The 25732-nt window shown below is 71.7% G+C and carries 16 protein-coding genes and 1 tRNA gene; 7 read left to right on the forward strand and 10 right to left on the reverse strand.

The genetic code is table 11. From position 1 onward, the window contains the following. Window positions 1–65: 65 nt before the first annotated feature. Window positions 66–557, reverse strand: a complete 492-nt coding sequence (locus ACFYW9_RS11440) for a MarR family winged helix-turn-helix transcriptional regulator (protein WP_326786364.1) — start codon at window positions 555–557, stop codon at window positions 66–68. Window positions 558–1390: 833 nt separating this feature from the next. Between ACFYW9_RS11440 and ACFYW9_RS11445 the strand changes: the two genes are divergently transcribed. The 7 genes from ACFYW9_RS11445 (at window position 1391) to ACFYW9_RS11475 (ending at window position 11309) form a co-directional block, all read left to right on the forward strand. Beyond that, entirely contained in the window at window positions 1391–3199 is a 1809-nt protein-coding gene (locus tag ACFYW9_RS11445) for an acyl-CoA dehydrogenase family protein (protein ID WP_389147836.1), read from the forward strand. Between the two features lie 40 nt (window positions 3200–3239). After that, window positions 3240–3533 carry an acyl carrier protein gene (locus ACFYW9_RS11450; protein WP_389147839.1) on the forward strand — a complete coding sequence of 98 codons (294 nt, stop codon included), beginning with the start codon at window positions 3240–3242 and terminating at the stop codon, window positions 3531–3533. Further along, complete coding sequence (locus ACFYW9_RS11455; RefSeq protein WP_389147842.1) at window positions 3530–7606, forward strand: amino acid adenylation domain-containing protein; 4077 nt, start codon at window positions 3530–3532, stop codon at window positions 7604–7606. The genes ACFYW9_RS11450 and ACFYW9_RS11455 overlap by 4 nt, the downstream gene beginning before the upstream one ends. Next, a complete protein-coding gene (locus ACFYW9_RS11460; protein ID WP_389147845.1) occupies window positions 7593–8057 on the forward strand; it encodes an SRPBCC family protein in 465 nt (154 codons plus the stop codon). Before ACFYW9_RS11455 ends, ACFYW9_RS11460 begins: the two co-directional genes overlap by 14 nt. Then, complete coding sequence (locus tag ACFYW9_RS11465) at window positions 8054–9373, forward strand: beta-ketoacyl-[acyl-carrier-protein] synthase family protein (RefSeq protein ID WP_351866321.1); 1320 nt, start codon at window positions 8054–8056, stop codon at window positions 9371–9373. The genes ACFYW9_RS11460 and ACFYW9_RS11465 overlap by 4 nt, the downstream gene beginning before the upstream one ends. Then, on the forward strand, window positions 9370–10611 hold the full coding sequence (locus ACFYW9_RS11470; RefSeq protein ID WP_389147849.1) for a beta-ketoacyl-[acyl-carrier-protein] synthase family protein: 1242 nt from the start codon (window positions 9370–9372) through the stop codon (window positions 10609–10611). Before ACFYW9_RS11465 ends, ACFYW9_RS11470 begins: the two co-directional genes overlap by 4 nt. Window positions 10612–10700: 89 nt before the next feature. Then, on the forward strand, window positions 10701–11309 hold the full coding sequence (locus ACFYW9_RS11475) for an NADPH-dependent F420 reductase (protein WP_389147852.1): 609 nt from the start codon (window positions 10701–10703) through the stop codon (window positions 11307–11309). Between the two features lie 184 nt (window positions 11310–11493). Here ACFYW9_RS11475 and ACFYW9_RS11480 read toward each other — a convergent pair whose 3' ends face one another. From ACFYW9_RS11480 to ACFYW9_RS11520, 9 genes are all read right to left on the reverse strand, one after another. Continuing rightward, on the reverse strand, window positions 11494–13785 hold the full coding sequence (locus tag ACFYW9_RS11480) for an FtsX-like permease family protein (protein ID WP_389147855.1): 2292 nt from the start codon (window positions 13783–13785) through the stop codon (window positions 11494–11496). After that, a complete protein-coding gene (locus ACFYW9_RS11485; protein WP_389147858.1) occupies window positions 13782–14456 on the reverse strand; it encodes an ABC transporter ATP-binding protein in 675 nt (224 codons plus the stop codon). Before ACFYW9_RS11485 ends, ACFYW9_RS11480 begins: the two co-directional genes overlap by 4 nt. Window positions 14457–14531: 75 nt before the next feature. Then, window positions 14532–14942 carry a hypothetical protein gene (locus tag ACFYW9_RS11490; RefSeq protein ID WP_389147861.1) on the reverse strand — a complete coding sequence of 137 codons (411 nt, stop codon included), beginning with the start codon at window positions 14940–14942 and terminating at the stop codon, window positions 14532–14534. Window positions 14943–15409: 467 nt separating this feature from the next. Next, window positions 15410–15483, reverse strand: a tRNA-Thr gene (locus ACFYW9_RS11495). Window positions 15484–15591: 108 nt separating this feature from the next. Beyond that, window positions 15592–17178: an alpha/beta hydrolase gene (locus tag ACFYW9_RS11500; RefSeq protein ID WP_389147865.1), complete on the reverse strand. Its 1587-nt coding sequence runs from the start codon at window positions 17176–17178 to the stop codon at window positions 15592–15594. Window positions 17179–17355: 177 nt separating this feature from the next. Continuing rightward, on the reverse strand, window positions 17356–18561 hold the full coding sequence (locus ACFYW9_RS11505; RefSeq protein ID WP_389147868.1) for a DNA polymerase III subunit delta': 1206 nt from the start codon (window positions 18559–18561) through the stop codon (window positions 17356–17358). Between the two features lie 255 nt (window positions 18562–18816). Next, window positions 18817–22152: a dTMP kinase gene (gene tmk, locus ACFYW9_RS11510; RefSeq protein ID WP_389147871.1), complete on the reverse strand. Its 3336-nt coding sequence runs from the start codon at window positions 22150–22152 to the stop codon at window positions 18817–18819. 124 nt (window positions 22153–22276) lie between these two features. Continuing rightward, window positions 22277–25090, reverse strand: coding sequence for a type I DNA topoisomerase (gene topA, locus ACFYW9_RS11515; RefSeq protein WP_351866399.1), 2814 nt, complete (start codon window positions 25088–25090; stop codon window positions 22277–22279). Between the two features lie 248 nt (window positions 25091–25338). Then, window positions 25339–25536: a hypothetical protein gene (locus ACFYW9_RS11520; protein WP_389147875.1), complete on the reverse strand. Its 198-nt coding sequence runs from the start codon at window positions 25534–25536 to the stop codon at window positions 25339–25341. Window positions 25537–25732: the final 196 nt, after the last annotated feature.

Below are 25732 nucleotides of genomic sequence, written 5' to 3' on the forward strand. Positions count from 1 at the left end.
GGGAACGACAGAAGCCCGCGGCGCCGTTGACACGGCACCGCGGGCTCCTGGAGGGGAAGCGAGCGTCAGTCGGAGCAGACGGAGGCGGGCCAGCGGCCCGCCATCAGGACGCCGAGCATCCTGCGCAGCGCGTCGCGGTCGTCCTCCGCGAGCGCGCCGAAGAACGCGGACTCGACCTCCGTGGCCACCCGGTCCGCCGTCGCGAGGGCCGCACGGCCGGAGTCCGTGAGGATCAGGTTGTAGCGCCGCCGGTCGGCCGGATTGCGCCGCCGCTCGACATGCCCGTTGCGCTCCATCTCGTCGATCACCGTCACGACCGTGGTCGGATCGAGATTGAGCAGCCGGCTCAGGTCCTGCTGCGAGAGCTCGGGACCGCCCGCCAGGGCGGCCAGCACGAAGAAGTCGCGGATGCGCATACCGACCCCGGCCAGCGCCTTCTCCACGTCCTCCACCAGCACCAGCCCCGCCTTGTGCAGCAGGTAGCCGGGCCGCTCGGCGATGAGAAAGTCCTTCCGGGGGGACGCCCCGTGCTGCTCGGCGTTACCGCTGCGCACCATGAGCCGACTCCTTAGATCGTGGCAGTCTCCACTATCGAAGATACAACGGTTCCCTCGGCACGGAACCCCTCCCCCTGGCGGGATCGCCTCGACCGCGGCCCTCCGCTCCGCAACGGCGGCCACCTCGCGGCAGACTTCGGGCCGATCGGAATTCATCCGTCCGCAAACGGAGCCGGGACACCCTCGTTACATCGACGCAAAATCGAACGGACCATCACGGTCCGCATACGGGGAAATGGAACAGATCATTCTCCGGAAATGGCCGAGGTCAGCCATTCGATGACCACGCACGGAATCGGGCCCTCGATCAAGGCGGCGAAGCCCCCCTTGTGGCTCGCATCACATGGGTTGCCATGGCGCGCCTGCTAGGCTCCTGAATTGCCTGGCTAGAACATCGCTATAAGCAACCTGGGCACGCACGGGGAAAACAGAAGCGCTTAGCGCAACGGGGGAAAACAGAAATGGTTAATTTTTCGATCAGATGCTGTCGCGGACAACGCTGACGCCGGGGAAAGCGCGCTCGTACGCGCTGCCCCCACACCACTGGTCCCACAGTGCCGGTCTGACACAACCGGCCTGAAATCACTGGTCCGGCGTCCATCACCGGTCTGTAGCGCCGGTCAGGCGTTCATCATCCGCCTGCCGTCGCCGGCACGGCATCCATCACTGATCCGACTTCATTCGACTTCTCAGGCCTGACACGTCGCACCGTGCCGCGCTACGCGCGTCGCACCGTGTGCTGTTTTGTCACGGCCTTCCATCACCACGGCCGTTTTCGGACAGGGCTGCCTTTCGACGCCCGCGTCCTCTCCAGCATGGAATGGAAACGCTCGATGAAACAATCAAGCACCGCCCTCGCCGAAGCCCTGGAGGACTGGCTCGGCGACCCCGCGGTGGAGCGGAACTCTTTATCATTCGCCGGCGCTCTCGAGCTCGACGAACGGGACGAGCTGCCGTCCGCCGGAATCGAACAGGTCCGTGCTTTCGGATTCAACCGTTATTTCGTTCCCGAACGACTCGGCGGTGATCTCCGGGCCGCCGAGGACATCCTCATGCTGACCAGGGTGATCGCCCGCCGGGACATGAACGTCGCGGTGAGCGAGAGCACCCAGGTCTGGATGATGCTCGCCTGGATCGGCGGGGACGCCGAGCAGCAGGAGAAGCACGCGGCCACGATCCTGGGCACCGGGGTCGTCCCCTGTCTGGCCTACTCCGAGCCGGAACACGGCGCCGACCTGGCCGCGAACCGGTTCACAGCCACCCCGGACGGCGGACAGTACGTCCTGACCGGCGAGAAGTGGCCGATCAACCGGGGCCGGACCTCCACCCACGTGGTGCTGCTCGGAACCACCGGCGACGAGACCACACCGGCCAAGCGGCAGCAGTCCATGTTCCTCGTGGACCGGTCGCAGATCCTCTCCGGCGAGGTGACCGGGGTCCCCCGCGTCCCGACCTACGGCCTGCGCGGCTGCGACATCAGCGGAATCGCCTTCGACGGCGCCCGGGTGGACGCCTCGGCCCGGCTGGGCGCCGAGGGCGAAGGACTCGAACTGGCCCTGCGCGGCCTCCTGATCACCCGGACCTTCTGCACCGGCCTGTCGCTCGGCACGGGCGACACCATGCTGCGGACGGTGACCGGGTTCCTGTCGGAGCGGATCCTCTACGACGGCCCCGCCACCGAGATCCCGTACGTCACCGAATCCCTCGCCAACGCCTACCTGAGCCTGCTCGTCGCGGAGTGCGAGAGCATCGTCGCGATGCGCGGACTGCACCTGTACACCGAGCAGTTCAGCATCTGGGCGAACCTGGCGAAGGTGCAGGTGGCCCGCCTGGTCGACTTCAACAGCAAGGCGCTGGCCCGCACGCTGGGCGCCCGGTACTTCATGCGCGCCGCCGAACACATGGGCACCTTCCAGAAGATGCTCCGCGACGGCGCCGTCGTGTCCGTCTTCGACGGCAGCGAGCCGGTCTGCCTGGACAGCCTCGCGCTCCAGTTGCCCGCCCTGGCCAAGGCGCATGGGCACACCCCGGACGAGGGCTGGCGGGCGCTGTACGACCTGCGGGCCGAACTGCCCCTCTTCGAGCCGCACCGGGTGAGCGTGTTCGGACGCGGCAGGGACGCCACGTTCGCCAGCCTGCCCGCGCTGATCACCCGCCTCGCGGAGGTGTCACCGTCCGCCGGCTGTGACACGGAGCGGCTCGCCGACCTGCGCGGCCGGGCCGAGGAACTGCGCCACGAACTCGACGCGCTGCTCGCGCGCGTCGACGAGGTGCGGCGGTGGAGCGCCGGGCTGCCCGCGCGGCCGTCGGCCTCCGCCAAGTCCACCCCGCCCCGGCTGATCCGGGTTGCGGAGGAACTGAGCGCCCTGCACGCCAAGGTCGCGGCCCTCGGCGTGTGGCTGTTCAACCGGGACCACCTCGACGAGTTCTTCGCCGACGGCGAGTGGCTCCAGGCCGCGCTGGCCCGCCGGCAGGTCCACCAGTACGAGTCCGGCGACCTCGACCCGGCGACCGCCCAGCGGCTGTTCGCCCAGCTCAACTCCCAGTACGCCACCGACGAGTTCTTCTCGGTCCGCCGGACGCGCATGGCCGCGCCCGGCGCGCGCGAGGCCCGCCGGGGCCACGCGTCGAACGCCGCCTGACGTTCCCTCACTGCCGAACACCGGAAGGTATCGACCTGCGATGAGCACGACCGACATGACGATCGACGAAGTGAAGAAGGTCCTCCTCGAAGCGGTGGCCACCGAGGCGGGCATCCCCGCCGCCGAGCTGGCGACCGACCGGCCCTTCACCGACTACGGCCTGGACTCCATGGCGGCGCTGACCGTCGGCATGGAGATCGAGGACGTCTGCGGCCTCTCCGACCTGCCCGTGGACCTGCTGTGGGACCACCCGACGGTGGACACCCTGTCCGAGGCGCTCTGGAAGCTGATGAACGCCCAGCCCGTCTCCGCGGCCACGGACGGCCCGCGATGACGACAGCGCGCCCGACGACGACGGCCGACGCGGCCGCTCCGGTGGACCCGACGGGGCCGGTGGGTCAGGCCGCTCCGGCCTCTCCGGCCTCTCCGGCCCCTCCGGGGGACTCCGTGCGTCCCGTCAACTCCCAGCAAGCAGGACTCTGGTTCATCCACGAGACCGACCCGGGGTGCTCCGCGTACCACATCGTGTTCGGCGCCGAGGTCACCGCCGACGCGGAACTCGGCGTCCGGGCCCGGACCATCCTCGACGACCTCACCCGTGAGCACGACGCCCTGCGGACCGGCTTCCGGGGCGGTCCGCAGGGGCCCGAGCAGTTCGTGCGCGACACGGTTCCACTCGACATCCGCCTCACCGACGTACGCGGGACGGACCCGGAGGAACTGCGGGACCTCGTCAGGACGGACAGCCGGACCCCGTTCGACCTGTCCCGGCCACCGCTGTGGCGCGTGCACCTGTACCGCACCGGCGAGCGCACCTGGGTGTTCACCCTCGTGATGCACCACATCTCGGCCGACTTCTGGTCACTGGCCCTGCTCCTCTCCGAGGTCCGCGGCCGGCTGGAGGGAACACCGGGCCCGTTCACCCTCGACGGCGACGCCTTCGCCGCGTACGCCGACCGGCAGCAGTCGTTCCTGACCGGCGAGAAGGCGCGGGCCCTGCGCGACGGCGAGGAGAAGCGGCTGGGCGACGCGCCGACCCATCTGGATCTCTACGGCGACCGCCCGCGCCCGCCCGCGCCGTCCTACGACGGCGGATCGGCGCCGTTCGCGCTGTCCGCCGCCACCACCGAAGCGGTACGCCGACTGGCGCGGGAGACCTCCGCGACGCCGTACACGGTGCTGCTGTCGGCCTACTTCGTGCTGCTGAGCCGACTGAGCGGCCAGTCGGACATCGTGGTCGGCACCCCGACCTCCGGCCGGCTGCACCGGCGGTTCCGCGACGCCCTCGGCAACTTCGTCAACACCGTCGTCGTACGGGGCGAGGTCGACGAGGAGTCGACGTACCGCGGACTGCTCACGGCCTCCCGCGAGCGGGTGCTCGAAGCCATGCGGGCGCAGGAACTGCCCTTCCCCTGGCTGGTACGGGAGCTCGCCCCGCCGCGGGATCCCAGCCGGACACCGCTGTACCAGGCGGGCTTCGCCTGGGACCGGCTGCCGTTCCTCCACGACATGGACGCGTTCTTCCTGCTGGAGCCGGGCCCGGGCGCCGAGCTGGACGTCGCGGGCGCCACCCTGCGGCCGTATCCGCTGCCGCAGCAGGAGGGCCAGACCGATCTGTGGATCGAGATGGGCGCGGAAAAGGACGGCGCCTTCGCGGGCGTCCTGCGCTACAACACCGACATCTTCGGGGCGGGCACGGCCCGGGAACTCGCCGCGACCTTCGTCACCACGGTGGAGACACTGGTCGCCCGGCCGGACGAGCCGCTGCGCGCCCTGGCGCGCGGTGACGAGCACCAGCGGGCGCGGCTCGCCGCCTGGGGCACCGGACCCGAGCGCGCGATACCCGCGGCCCGGCTGCCGGAGCTCTTCCGGGACCAGGTCACGCGGACGCCCGGCGCGACCGCGCTGACCGCCGACGGCCAGGAGTGGAGCTACGCCCGGCTCCTGGACGCGGTCGAGCGGACCGCGGCGGCCCTGCGGACGGCCGGTATCGCGCCGGGCGACCGGGTCGCGGTGATGGCCGAGCGCGGCGCGATGCTCGTGGCCTCGCTCCTGGCGGTCCTGGACGTGGGCGCCGCGTACGTCCCGCTCGACCCGAAGCTCCCCGCCGAGCGGCTGGCCTACATGGCCGAGGACTCCCGCGCCCGGCTCCTGATCAGCCGCAGCGACCTGCGCGACAGCCGGCTGCCCGGCCTTCCGGTGCTGGAACTGGACGACCTCGCCGCCGGGGTACGGAGTACCGGCACGGACAGCGAGGCGGAAGCCACCGCCCCCGGTCCCTCCGACCTGGCGTACATCCTCTACACCTCGGGCTCCACCGGCCGTCCCAAGGGTGTGGCGATCCCCCATCACGCGCTGACGAACCTTCTCCTCGCGATGCGGGACGACACCGGGTTCACCGCCTCGGACAGCCTCCTCGCCGTCACCACGATCTCCTTCGACATCGCCGGCCTGGAGCTGTACATGCCCCTGGTGACCGGCGGCCGGGTCATCGTGTGCGACAGCACGACCGCCGCCGACGGCGCCGCCCTCGCGGCCCGCATCGACGACTCCGGCGCCACCTGGATGCAGGCCACCCCCACCTCCTGGCGCATGCTGCGCGACGCCGGCTGGAAGGGCTGCGCACGCCTCAACGTCCTGTGCGGCGGGGAGGAACTCCCGCTGGACCTGGCCGAGTTCCTGGCCGGACGGGTGGCGAGCCTGCGCAATGTGTACGGGCCGACCGAGACGACCGTCTGGTCCACCTCCGGCCGGGTGGATCCCTCGTCCGGCGTCGACATCGGCGCGCCCCTCGCCAACACCCGGCTCCACGTCCTCGACCCGCAGGGCCGTGACGTCGAGCCGGGAGTCCCCGGCGAGCTGTGGATCGGCGGCGACGGCCTCGCCCTCGGCTACTGGGACCGGCCGGAGCTGACCGCGGAGCGGTTCGTCACCGGGCTGCCCGCCGCCCCGGACCGGCGCCTCTACCGCACCGGTGACCGGGCCCGCTGGACGAGCGACGGCCGGCTGCTGCACCACGGCCGCCTGGACAACCAGGTCAAGCTGCGCGGCTACCGCATCGAACTCTCCGAGGTCGAGGCCGTCCTCGGCGCGGTGGACGGCGTCTCCACGGCCGTCGTCGTGGTCCGCGACGACCGGCTCGTCGCCTATCTGGTCGCCGAGCCCGGGACCGAGCTGCGGACGGCGGACGTCAAGTCGGCGGCCGCGGTGTCGCTGCCGCCGTACATGGTGCCCGGCATCGTCATGGTCCTCGACGAACTGCCCCTGACCGCCAACAAGAAGATCGACCGGAACCGGCTGCCGGAGCCCGTCGTCGCCCCTGGCGCCGGATTCGAGCAGCCGCGCGACGCGACCGAGATCGTCCTGGCGCGGATGTGGACCGAGATCCTCGGGATCTCCCAGGTCGGCATCCACGACAACTTCTTCGACGTGGGCGGCCACTCGCTGCTCGCCGTCCGGCTCAGCGCGGCCGTCAAGACCGAGTGGGACGTGGAGATCCCGATCTCCGACATGCTGCGCCAGGGCACCATCGCCGAACTGGCCGCCATCGTGCGGTCCGGCGGCCAGGGGACCTCGCGCACCCCCGTCGTCACCCTGCGGGAGGGAACGGCGGACGAGCGGCCCGTCTTCCTGTTCCACCCCTTCGGCGGCACCGTGTTCTGCTACGTCGAGCTGACCCACCACCTCCCGCCGGGCAGGCCGGTCCTGGCCATCGAGGCCCCCGGCATCCAGAACGAGGGCGAGGCGGAGATCAGCGTGGAGGCCATGGCCACCCGCTACATCGAGTACCTCAGGGAGATCCAGCCGGCCGGCCCGTACGCCCTCGGCGGCTGGTGCTTCGGCGGCGTGATCGGCTACGAGGTGGCCTGCCAACTGCGCGCCGAGGGCGAAGAGATCGAGTTCCTGATCGGCATCGACAGCCGCGCGCCCATCGAGGAGAACATCCCGGAGTCCGCGGACGACTCGACGATCCTCTCCTGGTTCGCCCGGGACCTCGCCGTGCCCGCCGGGAAGACGCTCGACATCCCCGCGGACGACCTGCGCGCCCTCGGCGGTGACGCCGCGTTCGACCACATCCTCGAACGGGCCGCCGCCATCGGCGTCCTCGCCGAGGACGCGGACCGCGCGCAGATCCTGCGCTACTTCGAGGCCTACCTCGCCAACGGCATCGCCCTGCAGACCTACCTGCCCGAGCCCGCCGAGCTGGACCTGGTCCTGCTGCGCGCGGCCGACGAGCCCGCCGAGTACGGGCCGAAGCTCGGCTGGGAGGCCCTGATCAAGGGATCACTGAACGTCATGGACGTCCCCGGGGACCACAACTCGGTGATGTACCCGCCGCACGCCGAGACCGCCGCACGGGCGATCGCACCCCACATGGAAGGACCCACCGACAATGGCAGCGACTGAAGTGGTGAAGGCCGAGTACGCGTTCCGCCTCCCGGTGACGCCGAAGGAGGCGTTCGCGCAGATCTCGGACCCCGCCCAGGACCCCGTGTGGCAGGCGGCCTGCGTGGACGTGAAGCTGCTCGACGGTGAGCCGCGGCCCGGCGGCCGGTACGAGATCACCTTCCAGCTGATCGGCAAGCGGATGGAATTCACCGTCGAGATCAGCGAGTTCGAGCCCGGCCGGCGCTCGAAGTTCCACACCCTCCAGGGGCCGTTCCACTACGTCGGCACCTACGACTACGCCGAGAACGAGGACGGGACCACCACCGTGCACTGGACGTTCGAGGTGGAACCCGGGGACTACTTCGGGATCATGCCGAAGTCCCTGCTCAGGAAGGTGCTCGTCAACTCGGTGAAGAAGGACTCCGGAAAGCTCGCGGCACGGCTCGGACAGGGAGCGCGCAACCGATGAACACACGTCAGGAGAACACCCGTCAGGAGAGCGCCCGTCAGGACGCGGGCACGAAGGTCGTCGTCACCGGACTCGGGGAGATCACCCCGCTCGGCGAGAACGTGGCCGGAACCTGGGACGCGATGCTGCGGGGCGAGAGCGGCTTAGGACTGCTGGACGAGTCCTGGACCAAGGACCTTCCTCCGGTGCTCGGCGGCCGTGCGGCGGTGGACCCCGGCCTCGGCCTCGAACACCAGCAGCGCCGGCGGCTGAGCCGTTCCGCCCAGTTCGCGGTGAAGGCCGCGGCGGAGGCCTGGACCGACGCGGGTCTCGACGAGGCGACCACCATCCCGCACCGGGTCGCCGTGGTGGTCTCGGCCGCGCTCGGCGACATGACCTCGATCATCGACGGCTGGGAGGCGCTGAAGACGCGCGGCTGGCGGCGCGTGCCCCCCATGACCGTGCCGATGTCCATGGGCAACGGCTCCGCGGCGGCCGTCGCCCTGCTGGTGAACGCGCGCCTCGGCGTGCACGCCACGGTGAACGCCTGCTCCTCCGGGACCCAGGCGCTGGTCACGGCGGCCGAGCTGATCCGCGCCGGGGACGCGGACATCGTGGTCGCGGGCGGCGCGGAGGCCCCGCTGCACCCCCTGGTGCTGTCCTCGTTCGCGGCCATGCGGGCACTGTCGCAGCGGGTCGACGACCCGGCGTCCGCCTGCCGCCCGTACGACGCGGACCGCGACGGGATGGTCCTCGGCGAAGGCGCGGGCATCCTCGTCCTGGAGTCCGAGCGGCACGCACGCGAGCGTGGCGCCCGGATCTACGCCGAGCTCGCCGGAGTGGGCATCTCCTCGGACGCGTACCACATAGTGCAGCCGGAGCCGAACGGCACCGGCACCGTCGCGGCCGTCCGCACCTCGCTCGCGGACGCCGGTGTGACCCCCGCGGACGTCGCGCTCTTCAACGCCAACGGCACGGCGACCGGCCCCGGCGACGCGTCCGAGGCGCGCGCGGTGCGGGCCGTGTTCGGGGACGCGGAGCAGGGTCCGGCCCTGACCGCGAACAAGTCGATGACCGGGCACAGCCTCGGTGCGGCGGGCGCGATCGAGTCGATCACCACGATCCTCTCCCTGTACCACGGCCTGGTGCCGCCGACCCGCAACTTCACCCGCCTCGACGAGGGGCTCTCGGTCGACGTGGTGCACGGCAGCCCGCTCAAGCTGGGGCCCGAGCAGAACGTCGCGGTGAAGAACTCGGCCGGGTTCGGCGGCCACAACGTGGCGCTGACCTTCCGGGGCCCGGTCGACCGCGCCGACGGAGAAGGGGACATGACGTGACGCCGGGCGGAGGCCCGGGCCACGGCGCGGTCGTGACCGGACTGGGCGCCCTGACACCGCTCGGCGCGAACGCGGCCGACGCGTGGCAGGCCCTGCTCGACGGCCGGTCCGGAGTACGGAACCTGGACGAGGAGCACGAGGACTGGCCCGGGGATCTGCCGGTGCGGATCGCGGGGACGGTCACCGCGGACCCGGTCGAGGTGCTCGGCCGGGTCCAGGCCCGCAAGCTCGACCGCGGGGAACAACTGGCCATGGTGGCGGCCCGCGAGGCCTTCGGGGACGCGGGCCGGCCCCAGGTGGAACCGGAGCGTCTGGCCGTGGTCGTCGGCACCGGGATCGGGGGCATCCTGAGCGCGCTCGGGCAGGACGACCTGTACGAGCGGGCGGGCATGCGGAAGCTGTCCTCGTTCGCGGTCCCCATGCTGATGCCGAACGGACCGGCGGCGTGGGTCAGCATCGATCTGGGGGCGCGGGCGGGGGCCCGCTCCCCGGCGAGCGCCTGTGCCTCGGGCGCCGAGGCGATCGCCCTGGCACTGGACCTGATCCGGCTGGACCGGGCCGACGTCGTGGTGGCCGGGGGCACCGAGGCCAGTCTGCATCCGTTCATGGTGGCCGCCTTCGCGCAGATGAAGGCGTTGTCGCGGCAGGAGGGCGACCCGGCCGCGGTGTCCCGGCCGTTCGACGCGGCCCGCTCGGGCTTCGTCATGGCCGAGGGCGCCGCGGTCATGGTCCTCGAACGCGCCGAGTTCGCCCGCGCCCGGGGCGCCCGCGTCTACGGCACGGTGGCCGGTGCCGCCGTGGGCTCCAGCGCCCGGCACATCTCGGCGTCCGACACCGAGGGGCAGGTCCTCGCGATGCGGGCGGCCCTGCGGGACGCGCGGCTGGAAGCCCGCGATGTCGGGCATGTGCACGCCCACGCCACCTCGACCCCGGGTGGCGATCTCGCCGAGGCCGAGGCGGTCGCGAAGGCGCTGGGCGAGCACCCCGTGGTGACCGCGACCAAGTCGATGACCGGTCACATGCTCGGCGCGTCGGGGGCGTTCGGGGCGATGTCCGCGCTGCTCGCGCTCCACCACGGGGTGGTCCCCGCCACCCGCAACCTGGACGACCCCGACCCGGCCGTCCGGCTGGACGTGGTCAGCGGCGCGAACCGCACCGGCCGGTGGGACGCGGCGCTCGCCAACTCCTTCGGCTTCGGAGGACACAACGTCAGCCTGGTGCTGACGCGTACGGCATGAGCCGGGACCGGAAAGACGCGTACGGCATGAGCCCGGACCGGGGAGACGCGTACGGCATGAGCCCGGACCGGGGAAGGGAGAGCGGGGCCGTGACGATCGGGGTACTGGGAACGGGCGGGATCGCCATCACCCTGGCGACGATGTTCGCCCGGGCCGGACACGAGGTGCTGCTCGGCTCGGACGCCGGGAGGCACGGGGTGACGGGGGTGACCGGTCCGAAGGGTGAGGGCGGGGCGATCGTGACCGGCGGGTGCTGCGAGGAGGTCGTCGCGCGCTCGTCGGTGGTCGTCCCCGCCTTCCTCGGCGTCCAGGGAGCGGTGCAGCAGCTCAGGCCCTGGCGGTCCGTGCTGCGCGGGAAGATCCTGGTGGACATCACCAACCCGTTCACCGGCGGTCACATCGACTTCGTCGGCCCCTGGGCGGTCGGCGGCGCCGAGGACCTCGCCGCCGCGTTCCCCGGGGCGCGGCTGGTGGGCGCCTTCAAGAACGTGTGGTGGGAGGCGTTCGACGGGGGCCCCGACCCGGCCGTCCCCGACATCCGGGTGATCTCCGACGACGCCGAGGCGAAGCGGACGTTCCTGCGGCTGTGCGCCGCCACCCCCTTCACCTACGTCGACGCCGGGGGCCTGGACCAGGCACGCCGGGTGGAACGGATGGCGCTGTCGGGGGTGAGCTCGGCGGGGGTGTCCGCGGCATGACACGAGGCGGCGGGCCGGAGCCCCGGGCCCTGTGTGCCGCCCGGCGAACCCGGCGCCCCGACCCCTGTGCGCCCAACGGCGAAGGGGCCGCCCGGCCCACGGCCGGACAGCCCCTCGGCAGACGTCTCGGCGGCCTCGTGACCGAAGACCACCGGAGCGGAGTCGCTCGCGCGGGCCGCCCCCGTCAGTCCCGGCGGATCAGCTCCGGGTCGATACGGCGGCCCACCAGCGGCAGTGAGCCCACCGCGGCCATCGCCACCACACCCACCGTGGCGAGCACGAGCAGGGGAACGCCGTCCGTGTCCCAGCGGATCGCGCCGCCACCGGTGATCAGGTAGCTGGACTCGGCGAGTTTGCCCGAGACCAGGGCCAGGACCAGTCCGAGACCCAGGGGCAGTACGACCTGGGCGCACTGGACGGCCCGCATGGTTCTCGCCCGCGCGCCGATCAGCGTGACGGCGGTGACCTGGGCACGGCGCTCGACGGCCCGGTCGGTGACGGACACGAGGAAGGCCGCCACCCCGATGACCAGACCCATGATCATGCCCAGGGCGAGCAGGGTCTCGACCACGGAGATCTGCTCCAGGCCCTGGATGTTCAGTCCGACCAGCTCGATCTCGGCGATCGGGGCGACGGCGGCGATCCCGTCGAGGACGGCACGCACCTGTCCGGGGTCGGAGTCGCCGGCGAGGAGGACCTCGGCGTCGCGGGGGCGGGCGCCGGCGGGGAGGGCGGACGGCGGGACGAGGAGCTCGGCGCTGCCGACCGCGGAACCGGAGTACCCGCTGTAGACGACCCGGCCCGCGGGCACGGGAACGGTCAGGCGCTTGTCCCGCCCGTCGCCGTCACGGAAGCGGAACGGGAAGGACGTGCCGGTCCGCATGTCGGATCCCACGCTCGAGTTGGGGTCCACCAGGCGCAGCACCTTGCCGTCCACACAGCCGTCGGTGTGCGCGGTCATCCGTCGCAGGTCCGCGCAGGTGCCCACCAGGGCCGTGGCCGACGAGGCGACGACGCCGGGCTCACTGGCGTTCAGGTCGACCCAGGAGTTCATCAGGAGGGCGTGTGCCCGGACCCCGGACACGTCGTCGAGATCCCGCTGCTGTCGTGTGCTGAGTCCCGACAGGGGCAGGGAGTAGTCCTGTACCGCGCCGGACGGGCGGGTGACCTGCTCCAACTGGATGAGCACACCCTGGGCCAGCGAGGCGACGTAGACGAGCAGGACGAGGCTGGTGACCACGCGCATCGTGCTGCCCGGCTCGGCCTCGTTGCGCCGCATCGCCAGGTTGAGCGTCAGGGACCCGGTGGTCCGCGCCACCCGTCTGGCCAGCGCGTACGACAGCAGCGGCAGCGTCAGCACCAGTCCGACTCCGGTCAGGACGACGCCGGCGACCACCAGCAGCGCGTTGACACCGAGGCTGGAGGCGGGATGCCCCATCAGGCCCGTGGCGCAGAAGCCGCACACGATGCCCAGGCCGCTGAGCAGCAGCAGGCCGACCCACTTCGACGGGGGCCGCGGTACCGCCGTGCGCCGCACCGCGAGCGGGTTGGCGGTCGCGTCCCGCGCGCTCCTGCGGCTGACGAGCCACGCGAGGACCGGGCAGCCGACCAGGCAGACGGCGATCGTGGTGACGGACAGGGCGCCGTCGCCGGGATACCACCTCAGCCCCGGCAGACCGGCCCGTGCCATCACCTGGTTGAGCACCCAGTACTCGCCGAGTCCCAGCACCGCGCCCAGCAGCGCCGCGACGACGGTCTCGGCGGCGTTCACCCGCTGGGTGCCCTTGACGCTCAGGCCGAGCAGCCGCAGGGCCGCGAGGCGGCGCATCCGGCTGGCGGCGGAGAGCCGGGCGCAGACCGACAGGAAGATGACCAGGGGCAGCAGGACCAGCGTGGCCAGGGCGAACCGCACATCGGTGAGCGTGGACGGCTCGACGGCCGGGAACGGCGCGTAGCTGTAGCCGAACCCCTTCAGGGTTCGCCCCTCACGGGCCAGCGTGGCCCGGTCGGTCCCGACGTAGGCGTAGAGCTCGTCGGGATGGGCGAGTCCTGCCGGACCGATCGCGCCCGCCTCGCGGCCGGGCAGCAGGCCTTTGACGCCGGGTGCGGAACGCAGCAGGTCGTACACGCGCGGGGAGACGAACACCTCACCGGGAGCGGGGAGTTCGCTCAGTCCGGGAGGCACCTGCCGCGGGCCCCCGGTGCCCTCGGCGACGAAGACCCGGGTGAAGGACCGGGAGCCGTACGCGTCGTCGCGCTGGAGGACGAGGGTGCCGTTCGCCGGCCCCTTGGCGGAGGTGACGGCCTGGCGGGCGGCGGCGCGGCCGTCGTGCGCGTCGAGGATCGCCGGAACGGTGAGGACGAGGGCGAGGCAGCAGACACCGACCGAACCGCCGACGGCCATGAGGTAGAAACGTATGCGGTTGCCGCGTCCCGCCCCGAACAGCAGGCGCAGACCGAGCAGGAACTCCCTCACGCCGCACCCCGCGGGCTCAGGACTCCGTCGGCCATCGTGTAGTGGGTGTCCGCCTGGGCGGCGACGGCGGGGTCGTGCGTCACCAGAATCACGGCGGTGCCCTGCGACCGGGCCAGGCCGAGGAACTCCTTGAGCACGGCGGAGGCGTTGGCGCTGTCGAGCGAACCCGTCGGCTCGTCCGCGAAGACGATCGCCGGCCGGTGCACCAGGGAACGCGCGACCGCGACACGCTGGCACTGCCCGCCGGAGACCTGCCCGGGACGGCGCTCGCGCAGCTCGCCGAGCCCGAGACGTTCGAGCACCTCGCCGGCCGCCGCGAGCGCGGGGCCCTTGCGCTGTCCGGCCAGACGCAGAGGCAGGGCGGTGTTCTCCTCGACGGTGAGTTCCGGCAGCAACTCGCCGTACTGGAAGACGAATCCGAACCGTTCCCGGCGGAGCGTGCTGATCTCGTCGTCGCCGAGACCGCCGAGCGCCCGCCCTTCGAACCGCACCTGGCCGCGCGCGGCGGGCAGAACCCCGGCGAGGCAGTAGAGCAGCGAGGACTTTCCGGAACCGCTCTGTCCGGTGATCGCCACGACTTCCCCGACGGACACCGAGAGATGGGCGTCGAGGACGGCCGGCTGATTGCCGTAGGAGAGGTCGACTCCCGTGGCGACAAGTATTTCTGACATGCTGTTGGCTTCCCCCAAAGAAGCGTGCGGGCCCAGGAGTACGTCCTGGACCCGCGGTCTTGCCCGAGCGGCCGACTACCTCTGGTAGTGCTTGGTCGGCGAGCAGTTGTCGGGGTTCAGCGAGCCCTTGTCACGGCAGACGCGTATGTACGCGTTGCTGGTGTACTGCGCGGCACCGTCCCAGTTCAGTTTGTCGAGCGGGACGGACGTCCTCTGCTTGCCGTTGTACCGGCTCCAGTCGTAGCCCTCGACCCGCACCTGGATGTAGACGTTGTGCCCGTCGCCGTTGTCGGTGTCCTTGAGGTTGCCCTTCCACTCGAAGGCACCGTGGTTCTGCCCGGACGGCCAGAACGCGTACTGGCCGTCCTTGAAGGATGCGCCCCCCGTGGTGAGCGTCGGAATGGTGTGCCACGAGACCGCCATCGCGGTCCCGGCGCTCAGGGCGAAGATTCCGCCGGCGAGCACGCAGACTGCCAACTTGCGCATTTTTTCTCCCGTTTGGTTGTTCACCCTGGTTGGTCATGGTGCTTCCAGGGCCGCCGATGATCGTAACGGGAGTAATCACGACCGAAGTTGAATTAAGCGACACCTCGCCGCTTTGGCTGGATTCCGACGGTACCGACGGGCGCCCGTGCCCGCCGGGCCGCACGGAACAACCCGGAGGGCGCGATCCCGAACACGCCGGGGGCGGACCTGCAGACGATCATGGAAATCCCGCGGCACACCAGGATCGATCCGACGCGCCGCGTCAAGGTCCGCTCGCATCCCGGGAAGGACCCGCGCCGCACGGGAGACACCTTCGCGCCCGCGCCCCGGAACCTGCGCGGAACGAGTGACCGGGACCGGAACGAAGACCGGAAACCGTCGCGCGGCCCGCGCAGGGCGCCGCAGTCACACTCGACAAAAAAGCAAAAGCCCCAGGTCACGGCGAGTGAGTCCTGAGGCTTCCACAGAGCCGCCTTCGGGATTCGAACCCGAGACCTACGCATTACGAGTGCGTTGCTCTGGCCATCTGAGCTAAGGCGGCGCGCTGTCCACACCTATGGTGCGATCAGCAACGTCGGTAAGTCTACACAGTTTCCCGGGGTGCTCCGTACACGCCCCGGGGCAGGCGCTCCGCACCTGCCCGGCAGGGCTATGAGCAGCGCTTTCCCTTCTCCGGAGGGGTGCCCTGGAGGAGGTAGCGGTTGATCGTGGAGTCGATGCAGGCGCTGCCGCGCCCGTAGGCGGTGTGACCGTCGCCGACGTAGGTCAGGAGCGTGCCGGAGGAGAGCTGGGAGGCCAGGGACTGAGCCCAGGGGTACGGGGTCGCCGGGTCCCGGGTGGTGCCGACGACGAGGATCGGCGCCGCACCCCTGGCCTCGATGCGGCGGGGCTCGCCGGTGTTCCTGACCGGCCAGTACGCGCAGTTCAGCGAGGCCCAGGCCAGGCCCTCACCGAAGACGGGGGACGCCTTCTCGAAGGAGGGGAGCGACTGCTCCACCTGGTCCGGGCCGGAGAAGGCGGGCGGCAGGTCGAGGCAGTTCACGGCGGCGTTGGCGGACATCAGGTTCGCGTACCGGCCGTCGGCGTCCCGCTCGTAGTAGCTGTCGGAGAGGGCGAGCAGGCCCGCGCCGTCGTTCCCCTTCATCGCGGAGGTGAGCGCGTCACGCAGCTGCGGCCAGGCCGTCTCGTCGTACATCGCCGCGATCACCCCGGTCGTCGCGAGCGCCTCTCCGAGCTTGCGGCCGTCCGGATCACCCGTCGGGATGGGCTCCTTGTCCAACTGCCGGAAGAACGCCTTCAGGTTCCTGCCCACCTCCTCCGGGCTCGTGCCCGCGTCGCCGAGGGGACAGTCGCTCTGCCGCACGCAGTCCTTCGCGAAGGACTGGAACGCCGTCTCGAACCCCGCCGTCTGCTCCTCGTTGAGCTTGCGCGCGTTCAGTGACGGGTCGAGCGCTCCGTCCAGCACCAGCCGGCCCACCCGGTCCGGGTAGAGACCCGCGTACGTCGCCCCCAGGAACGTCCCGTACGACGCCCCCACATACGTCAGCTTCTCGTCGCCCAGCACGGCCCGCAGGATGTCCATGTCACGGGCCGCCTCGACCGTGGAGACGTGCCGGAGCAGATCGGGCGAGTGCGCGCCGCAGCCCCCGGCGAACTTCTTGAACGCCTCGACGAGCTGATCCGTCTCCCGGCCGTCGTCCGGCGTGGTGTCCGTCTGCGTGAACGCGTCCATCGCGCGACCGTTGAGGCATTCGACCGGTTCGCTGCGGGCCACTCCCCGCGGGTCGACCGCGACCATGTCGTAGCGGGCACGGACGTCCGCCGGATAACCGATCCCGGCGTACGACTGGAGATAGCCGACCGCCGAACCGCCCGGCCCTCCCGGATTGACCAGCAGCGAACCGAGCCGCTTGCCCGGACCTGTGGCCTTCTTGCGGGAGACCGCCAGCCTGACGTCACCCGAGCCGGGCTTCGCGTAGTCGAGCGGCGCCTTCATCGTGGCGCACTCGAAGCCGGGGACACCACAGCTGCGCCAGTTCAGCTTCTGCTCGTAGTACGGCGCCAGCGCCGAGGGTGTGGCGCGCGGCAGCGCGGTGAGCACCGACTCGGTCGTCGCGGCCGTCGTCGTGGAACTTCCCGAGGAGGAGCAGGCGGGGATGAGCAGCGCCGCGGCGGCCAGCAGCACGCCGCTCGCACGGAGGGGTCGGGTCGGCCGTGTGGTGCGCCTCATGTGCATCTCGCGAGCGTAACCTTGCGCGATCAATTGATCACCTTCAGTCGCGGAAGCGCCTCGTACGAGTGACCCGGTCAACCGCCCACCCGCCAGATCGCCCCGAACGGGTACCCCGGAGAGGTCGCCCCGAACGAGTCCCTCCCCGGTCGGGTCGCCCCCGACAGGGCGGGCGGGAGGGGATCAGCCCGCGCGGAGCGCCATCGTCATCGCCTCCACCGCCAGCAGCGGAGCCACGTTGCGGTCGAGTGCCACACGGCACGCGGCGATCGCGTCGATACGGCGCAGGGTCGACTCCGGCGAACTGCCGCGGGCCAGCCGCTCCAGCGTGTCCTCCGCCTCCGCGTTGGCGATGGCCAGACGGGAACCGAGCTGAAGGGCGAGCACATCGCGGTAGAAGCCGGTGAGGTCGATCAGCGCCAGGTCCAGGCTGTCCCGCTGCGTCCGCGTTCTTCGGCGCTTCTGCCGGTCCTCCAGATCCTTCATGACGCCCGCCGTGCCCCGTGGCATCCGGCCGCCCTGCACCGCGCCGAGCGCCGCCTTCAGCTCGTCCGTCTCCTTGACGTCGACCTCCTCGGCGAGCTGCTTCGCGTCCTCGGAAGCCGTGTCGATCAGCTCCTGGGCCGCCTTGAGGCAGCCGCCGATGTCGTCGATCCGCAGCGGGAGCTTGAGGACGGCGGCCCGGCGCTGACGGGCGCTCGGGTCCGTCGCGAGGCGGCGGGCCCGCCCGATGTGGCCCTGCGTCGCGCGCGCGGCGGCCGCCGCGACGTCGGGCTCGATGCCGTCACGGCGGATGAGGATGTCGGCCACGGCGTCGACCGGCGGGGTGCGCAGCGTGAGCAGCCGGCAGCGGGAGCGGATGGTGGGCAGTACGTCCTCGATGGACGGCGCGCACAGGAGCCAGACCGTACGGGGGGCGGGTTCCTCGACGGCCTTGAGCAGGACGTTGCCCGCGCCCTCCGTGAGACGGTCCGCGTCCTCCAGGACGATGACCTGCCAGCGGCCGCCCGCGGGGGACAGCTGGGCGCGGCGGACCAGGTCGCGGGTCTCCTTGACACCGATGGAGAGCAGGTCGGTGCGGACGATCTGCACGTCGGCGTGGGTGCCGACCAGGCTCGTGTGACAGCCGTCGCAGAACCCGCAGCCGGGGATTCCGCCGAGCGCGCGGTCGGGGCTCACGCACTGCAACGCGGCCGCGAACGCGCGGGCGGCCGTGGAGCGGCCCGATCCGGGCGGGCCCGTGAACAGCCAGGCGTGCGTCATCTTGGACGCCTCGGGGGGCGGGGTCTTCGCGGTGACCGCCGTGACGAGGGCGTCGGCGTCCCGGGCAGCGGCGGCAAGCTGTTCGCTCACCTTCTCCTGGCCCACCAGGTCGTCCCACACAGGCATGGGCTCCGCCTTCCGTCGCACTTTGTCTCGCGTCGTCCATTGTGCGGGTCGTCACTGACAACCGGGGCACACCCGCCCGTGCACCGGCTCCGAACCGGACGCCGAACGCCGGCCCGCCGGGGTCGCGCCGCCCCGGCGGGCCGCGGCCCGCCGGACACCGACCGGCAGACGGCCCCGATCCCAGCCATCGGCCGTCACCCATCAGCCATCAGCCGCCTGCCGGGTCGTAGCCCCGGCCGTCTGCCGTCGGCCGGACTAGCGTCGCCGTCCGCCCCGGCCGCGGCCGGGGCCCTCGTCCCAGTCGTCCTCGTCGTCACGCGGGCCGAGCAGTTCGTCCGCCAGGGTCGGGAGGTCGTCGAGCGGGGTCTCCTCGGCCCAGTCCGGACGCGGCCTGCGGCGCGGGGCTCCCGTCTCGTCCACCTGCGGCAGCTCCCGCGTGCGGTCGGAGGGACCCTCGGGCCCCTCCGCCTGCCGCTCGTCGCGGAAGAAGCCCCGGGGCATCCGGTCCGTGGGGTCACCGGACGGCTCTTCGGCCCTGGTCCCCGCACCCCTGCCCCGTACCGGAGGAAGGACGGCCGTCTCGTCGGCCGCGCGCGGGTCCGGGGAGACGGGCGGCAGCACCGCCGTCTCGTCCGCCGCCCCGCCCGGAACCGGCGGCTTCGGCAGCGTGGCCGTGTCCTCGACGTCGGAGCGGGACCCCAGGCGGCTGCCCGAGCGGCGCTCAGTCGGTCGTACGGGCGGAAGCACGGCAGTCTCGTCGACCGCCGCCGGGTCGGTGACGACCGGCGTGGGCACCGTCGGCTCGTTGTCCGGCGCGGAAACCGCCCATGAAGGCCTGGAGGCCGACGCGGAGGCGGAGGCGGACGGAGATGCCGAGGGCTTCGAAGCCTCGTCGGCGTCGCGTCCCGTCCCCGCACCGGACCGCGAACCCGCCGGACCGTCGGACTTCGCGGCTGTACCGGTACTCGACACCGCGGCCTCGGCCGAAGCCGACGCGGCCGCCGAAGCGGCGGCGGCCTCCGCGGCGATCCGCCGGGCCTCCTCGGCCCGCAGCAGCGCCTCCTCGGCCTTCCGCTGCTTCTCCAGACGGCGTGCCTCGGCCTCGGCACGCAGCCGCGCCTCCTCCTCGGCCTGCCTGCGCGCCCGCTCCTGCTCCGCGGCGCGGGCCTCTTCCTCGGCGAGAAGCCGGACCCGCTCCTCCTCGGCGCGGCGGCGGGCCTCCTCGGCACGCTGCCGGGCCTCCTCCGCCTGGCGCTCGGCCTCGCGCCGCTGGGCCTCTTCCAGCTCGCGCTGCTTGCGCTCTTCCTCCTCGGCGCGCAGTTTCACGAGCTGGGCCTGACGCTCGCGCTCCAGGCGCTCCTCCTCCGCCTTGCGGGCGGCCTCTTCCTCGGCCTTGCGCCGGGCTTCCTCCTCGGCCGCCCTGCGCGCCTCCTCCTGGGCCTTCACCTCGGCCTCGGAGAGGGGCAGCATCACGTCGAGCCGGTGCCGTACGACCGTGGTGACGGCCTCGGGCTCCTGCGCGGCGTCGACGACCAGGTAACGGCCCGGGTCGGCGGCGGCGAGCGTCAGGAAACCGGACCGCACGCGCGCGTGGAACTCGACCGGCTCCGACTCCAGCCGGTCGGGCGCCTCGGTGAACCGCTCACGGGCGGCTTCCGGCGACACGTCCAGCAGCACGGTCAGATGCGGTACGAGCCCGTCCGTCGCCCATCGGTTGATGCGGGCGATCTCCGTGGGCGACAGGTCGCGGCCCGCGCCCTGGTAGGCCACGGAAGAGTCGATGTAGCGGTCGGAGATGACGATGGCGCCCCGCTCCAGAGCGGGACGGACGACCGTGTCGACGTGCTCCGCGCGGTCGGCGGCGTACAGCAGGGCCTCGGCGCGGTGCGAGAGGCCCGCGGACGACACGTCGAGGAGGATCGAGCGCAGCCGCTTGCCGACCGGCGTGGCGCCCGGCTCGCGGGTCACCACGACCTCGTGGCCCTTGGCCCGGATCCAGTCGGCGAGTGCCTGCGCCTGAGTGGACTTGCCGGCCCCGTCGCCGCCCTCGAGAGCGATGAAGAAGCCACTCGTGGCGGGCACCTGCGCCGGGTCGTCGCCACCGCGCAGCGCGTCCAGCAGGTCCTTGCGCAGCGGCACGCCGGAACGGTCGTCGGCCTTGGCGAGCACCAGGGCGGCGACGGGCAGCAGAAGCGCGCCGACCAGCATCAGGGTGAAGGCGGCACCGCCGTGCGCGAACACGAACTTGCCGTTCTCCAGGCGGTGCGGGCCGATCGCCGCGGCGACCAGCGGCGCCACGATCGCGCCGACCCCGACGAAGACCCGTACCACCGCGTGGAGGTGCTCGGTCGTGCGGGCCCGTCGGTAGTCCTCGGTCTCCTGGTCGAGCAGTGCGTGGCCGGTGTTCGCCGCGACACCCGCGCCCACGCCGGCGAAGGCCAGGATCAGCAGCACGGTGGTGACGTCCGGGACGAGACCGGCGGCCAGCAGCGCGATCCCGGTGAAGGCGATGGCGAGCGCGAGCAGCCTGCGCCGCGACAGCGACGGGAGCAGGGAGGGGGCCGTGCGGATGCCTGCGACGACGCCGCCGGTCAGGGCCAGCACCAGCAGCCCGTACAGCACCGGTCCGCCGCCCAGGTCGATGGCGTCCAGCACGGCGACGGCGACGGCGGCCGAGATCGCCCCGGCGACGGCTGCGCAGGCCGGCACCAGGAGCGGGATCGCGCCGGTGCGGCCCTTGTCGTCGGCCGTGCCCGTCTTCGGGCGGCGCAGTCCTTCGAGCGGCGACCGCGCGCGCGGGGTACGGGCGTCGGGCAGTTCGAGGAAGGCGACCACCGACAGGGAGGCCGCGAACAGTCCGGCCGCCACGTACGAGGCGAGGGCGGCCTGGTGGAGGTGGAACCAGTCGATCCCGGCGCCCAGCATGTTGCTGACGAGGGAGACGGCGACCAGGGCGAGGGCCGCGATCGGCACCGCGACGAAGGCGGTGCGCAGGGACAGCCGCCGCAGCGCGTCCATGTGGTCCGGCAGCGGGCGCACGGTGGCGCCCTCCAGCGGCGGCGCGGGCAGCAGCGCGGGCGCCGCGCTCTCCCGGCAGACCGTCCAGAACCGCTCGGCGACCCCGGACACGAAGACGATGACCAGGACCACGGCGAGGGCGTTGTCCGGGGTCCAGTCGATGAACAGGGGCGCGACGATGAGGAGCGCGGCCCGCAGGCCGTCGGCCACGAGCATGGTCCAGCGCCGGTCGAGCGGTCCCTCGGGAGAGGTGAGCGCTGTCAGGGGGCCCAGGAGCACGGCTCCGAAGAGCAGCGTCGCGAGGACGCGCGCCCCGAAGACGGCCGCCACGGCGAGGGCCGCCCCGCGGGCGCCACCGCCGAAGGAACCCTCGGAGATCGCCGCCTGGAGGGCGAGCACGACCAGGACAAGCAGGGACAGGACGTCCGCGACACCCCCCACGAGGTGTGCGCTCCACAACCGCTTCAGCTGCGGTTGACGCAGCAGGGCGCGGACGGCACGCTCGCGCGAATCCGCGACCAGGGCTTCGTCGGGGGCCCAATTGTGGGCCGTTGGCTGCTCGGCTCGCGTCATCCTGCCAGCCTATCCGGACCCACTGACTCCCCGAAGGGGTGCCCGAACAAACGGACGCCCCCACACCAAATGGTGTAGGGGCTTCCGCTCTTCGACAGGGTCCGGCGGCGGCTCAGCGGGTGGCTCAGCCTTCCGAGGCCGCCGTCTTCTTCGCGGCGGTCTTCTTGGCGGGCGCCTTCTTGGCAGCCGCGGTGGAAGCCGTCGTCTTCTTGGCGGCGGTCTTCTTGGCAGGCGCCTTCTTGGCCGGTGCCTTCTTGGCGGGCGCCTTCTTCGCGGTCTTCTTGGCCGGACCCTTGGCACGCTTCTCGGCGAGCAGCTCGTAGCCGCGCTCCGGCGTGATGGCCTCGACGCTGTCATCGGAGCGCAGGGTCGCGTTGGTCTCGCCGTCGGTGACGTACGGACCGAAGCGGCCGTCCTTGACCACCACCGGCTTCTCGCTGACCGGGTCGGTGCCCAGTTCCTTCAGCGGCGGCTTGGCGGCCGCGCGGCCCCGCTGCTTGGGCTGGGAGTAGATCTCCAGCGCCTCTGCCAGCGTGATGGTGAAGAGCTGGTCCTCGGAGGTGAGCGACCGCGAGTCCGTGCCCTTCTTCAGGTACGGACCGTAGCGCCCGTTCTGCGCGGTGATCTCGACACCTTCGGCGTCCGTGCCGACGACGCGCGGCAGCGACATCAGCTGAAGGGCGTCCTCCAGGGTCACCGTGTCGAGCGCCATCGTCTTGAAGAGCGAGGCGGTACGCGGCTTGACGGCGTTCTTGCCCGTCTTCGGGGTGCCCTCGGGGAGCACCTCGGTGACGTACGGACCGTAGCGGCCGGCCCTGGCGATGATCTGGTGACCCGTCTGCGGGTCGGCGCCGAGCTCGAAGTCACCGCTCGGCTTGGCGAGCAGCTCCTCGGCGAGTTCGACGGTCAGCTCGTCCGGGGCCAGGTCCTCGGGGACGTCGGCGCGCTGGTGGTTCTCGTCGTCCTTCTCCCCGCGCTCGACGTACGGGCCGTAGCGGCCGACGCGCAGCACGATGGAGTTGCCGACCGGGAACGAGGACACCTCACGGGCGTCGATGGCGCCCAGGTCGGTGACGAGCTCCTTGAGGCCGCCCAGGTGGTCGCCGTCGCCGTTGCCCGCGTCGGCGGCACCGGCCGCGTCGCCCTCGCCGAAGTAGAAGCGCCTGAGCCACGGCACGGCCTGCGCCTCACCGCGGGCGATGCGGTCGAGGTCGTCCTCCATCTTGGCGGTGAAGTCGTAGTCGACGAGCCGCCCGAAGTGCTTCTCCAGGAGGTTGACCACGGCGAACGACAAGAAGGAGGGCACCAGGGCCGTCCCCTTCTTGAAGACGTAACCGCGGTCGAGGATCGTTCCGATGATCGACGCGTACGTCGACGGGCGGCCGATCTCGCGCTCCTCGAGCTCCTTGACCAGGGATGCCTCGGTGTAGCGGGCCGGCGGCTTGGTGGCGTGGCCGTCGACCGTGATCTCCTCGACGGACAGCGGGTCGCCCTCGTTGACCTGCGGAAGGCGGCGCTCACGGTCGTCGAGCTCCGCGTTCGGGTCGTCCGCGCCCTCGACGTACGCCTTGAGGAAGCCGTGGAAGGTGATCGTCTTGCCGGACGCGCTGAACTCGGCGTCCCGGCCGTCGGCGGAGGTGCCCGCGATCTTCACGGTGACGGAGTTGCCGACCGCGTCCTTCATCTGGGAGGCGACGGTGCGCTTCCAGATCAGTTCGTACAGCCTGAACTGGTCGCCGGTCAGTCCCGTCTCGGCGGGGGTGCGGAAACGATCGCCCGAGGGACGGATCGCCTCGTGCGCCTCCTGCGCGTTCTTGACCTTCCCGGCGTACGTACGCGGCTGCGCCGGCAGATAGTCGGCGCCGTACAGCTGGGTGACCTGGGCACGGGCGGCCGTGACGGCCGTGTCCGAGAGGGTCGTGGAGTCCGTACGCATATAAGTGATGAAGCCGTTCTCGTACAGCTTCTGCGCCACCTGCATGGTGGCCTTCGCTCCGAAGCCGAGCTTGCGCGAGGCCTCCTGCTGGAGCGTCGTCGTACGGAACGGCGCGTACGGCGAGCGGCGGTAGGGCTTGGACTCGACCGAGCGGACGGCGAAGTTCGTGTCCTGAAGAGCGGCGGCGAGCGCGCGGGCGTTCGTCTCGTCCAGGTGGAGCGTGTTCGCGCCCTTGATCTGGCCGAGCGAGTCGAAGTCGCGGCCCTGGGCGACGCGCTTGCCGTCGACCGCGGTCAGACGGGCGACGAGGTTGGCCGGGTCGCTCGCGTCACCGGTGCGGCCGGTGCCGAAGGTGCCGGTCAGGTCCCAGTACTCGGCGGAACGGAAGGCGATGCGCTCGCGCTCCCGCTCGACGACGAGCCGGGTCGCCACGGACTGGACGCGGCCCGCCGACAGCCGCGGCATGACCTTCTTCCACAGGACCGGCGAGACCTCGTAGCCGTAGAGGCGGTCGAGGATGCGGCGGGTCTCCTGCGCGTCGACCATGCGCTTGTTCAGCTCGCGCGGGTTGGCGACGGCGCTGCGGATCGCGTCCTTGGTGATCTCGTGGAAGACCATCCGGTGAACGGGAACCTTGGGCTTCAGGACCTCCAGGAGGTGCCACGCGATGGCCTCGCCCTCGCGGTCCTCATCGGTGGCGAGGAAGAGCTCGTCGGAATCCTTCAGCAGGTCCTTGAGCTTCTTGACCTGAGCCTTCTTGTCGGCGTTGACCACATAGATGGGCTGGAAGTCGTTCTCGACGTCGACGCCGAGGCGGCGGACCTCGCCGGTGTACTTCTCGGGCACCTCCGCGGCGCCGTTGGGAAGGTCACGGATGTGCCCGACGCTCGCTTCGACGACATAGCCGGGGCCGAGGTACCCCTTGATCGTCTTCGCCTTGGCAGGCGACTCGACGATGACGAGTCGGCGGCCGCCGTGTGCGGTGTCGCTGGTCGGGGACAACTTCGCTCTTCTCTCCGGTCGACGCGGAATCTCCCCGGGGCTTGGCTCCCGAGGGATCGGGTCATGCTGACGCTGCGGAGTGTGACGGTACATCCCGCCCCCGTGTCAAACGGGAAAAGCCCGCAACGGCCACTCGAACGGTAACCCGACTACCGCCATTCCTGCCGCCCGGAGTGTCGACCTGCCCTTCCGGGCCTACCCGGAGGGTAACTTTCCGGTTACCCGAGCCGGGGTCCTCACGCGCGGTCTCACACGCGCGTGAGGCACCACACCCCCAGCGCCAGCGCCCCGCTTCCGGCGACGCTCGCGAGGGTCGCCGATGCGACGCGGTTCACACCATGGGCGACCGGCTCGCCCTGCCGCACCCGGACCACCGTCCAGGCCAGGATCCCGCTTCCGAACAGGGCGAACACCATCCCCACGAAGATCGCCGGCCCGCTTTCCATGGCTCTGTCCTTTCGCCCCGCGTCCTCAGGCTCGGGAGGCTGACACGCCCCGGCAGCCGATGTACGAACCCACGGTGAACGCCTGGCGACCAGCACCCCATGGGGCGCCCGCACCCTCACCCGACGTCGCACGCCCCCTGCCGTCCCCGCCGTGCCGACGCGCTCCCCGCGCTCCCGACTGTGGCGAATCCGTCCT

The sequence above is a fragment of the Streptomyces sp. NPDC002698 genome (genome assembly GCF_042888945.1).
Lineage (GTDB): Bacteria > Actinomycetota > Actinomycetes > Streptomycetales > Streptomycetaceae > Streptomyces.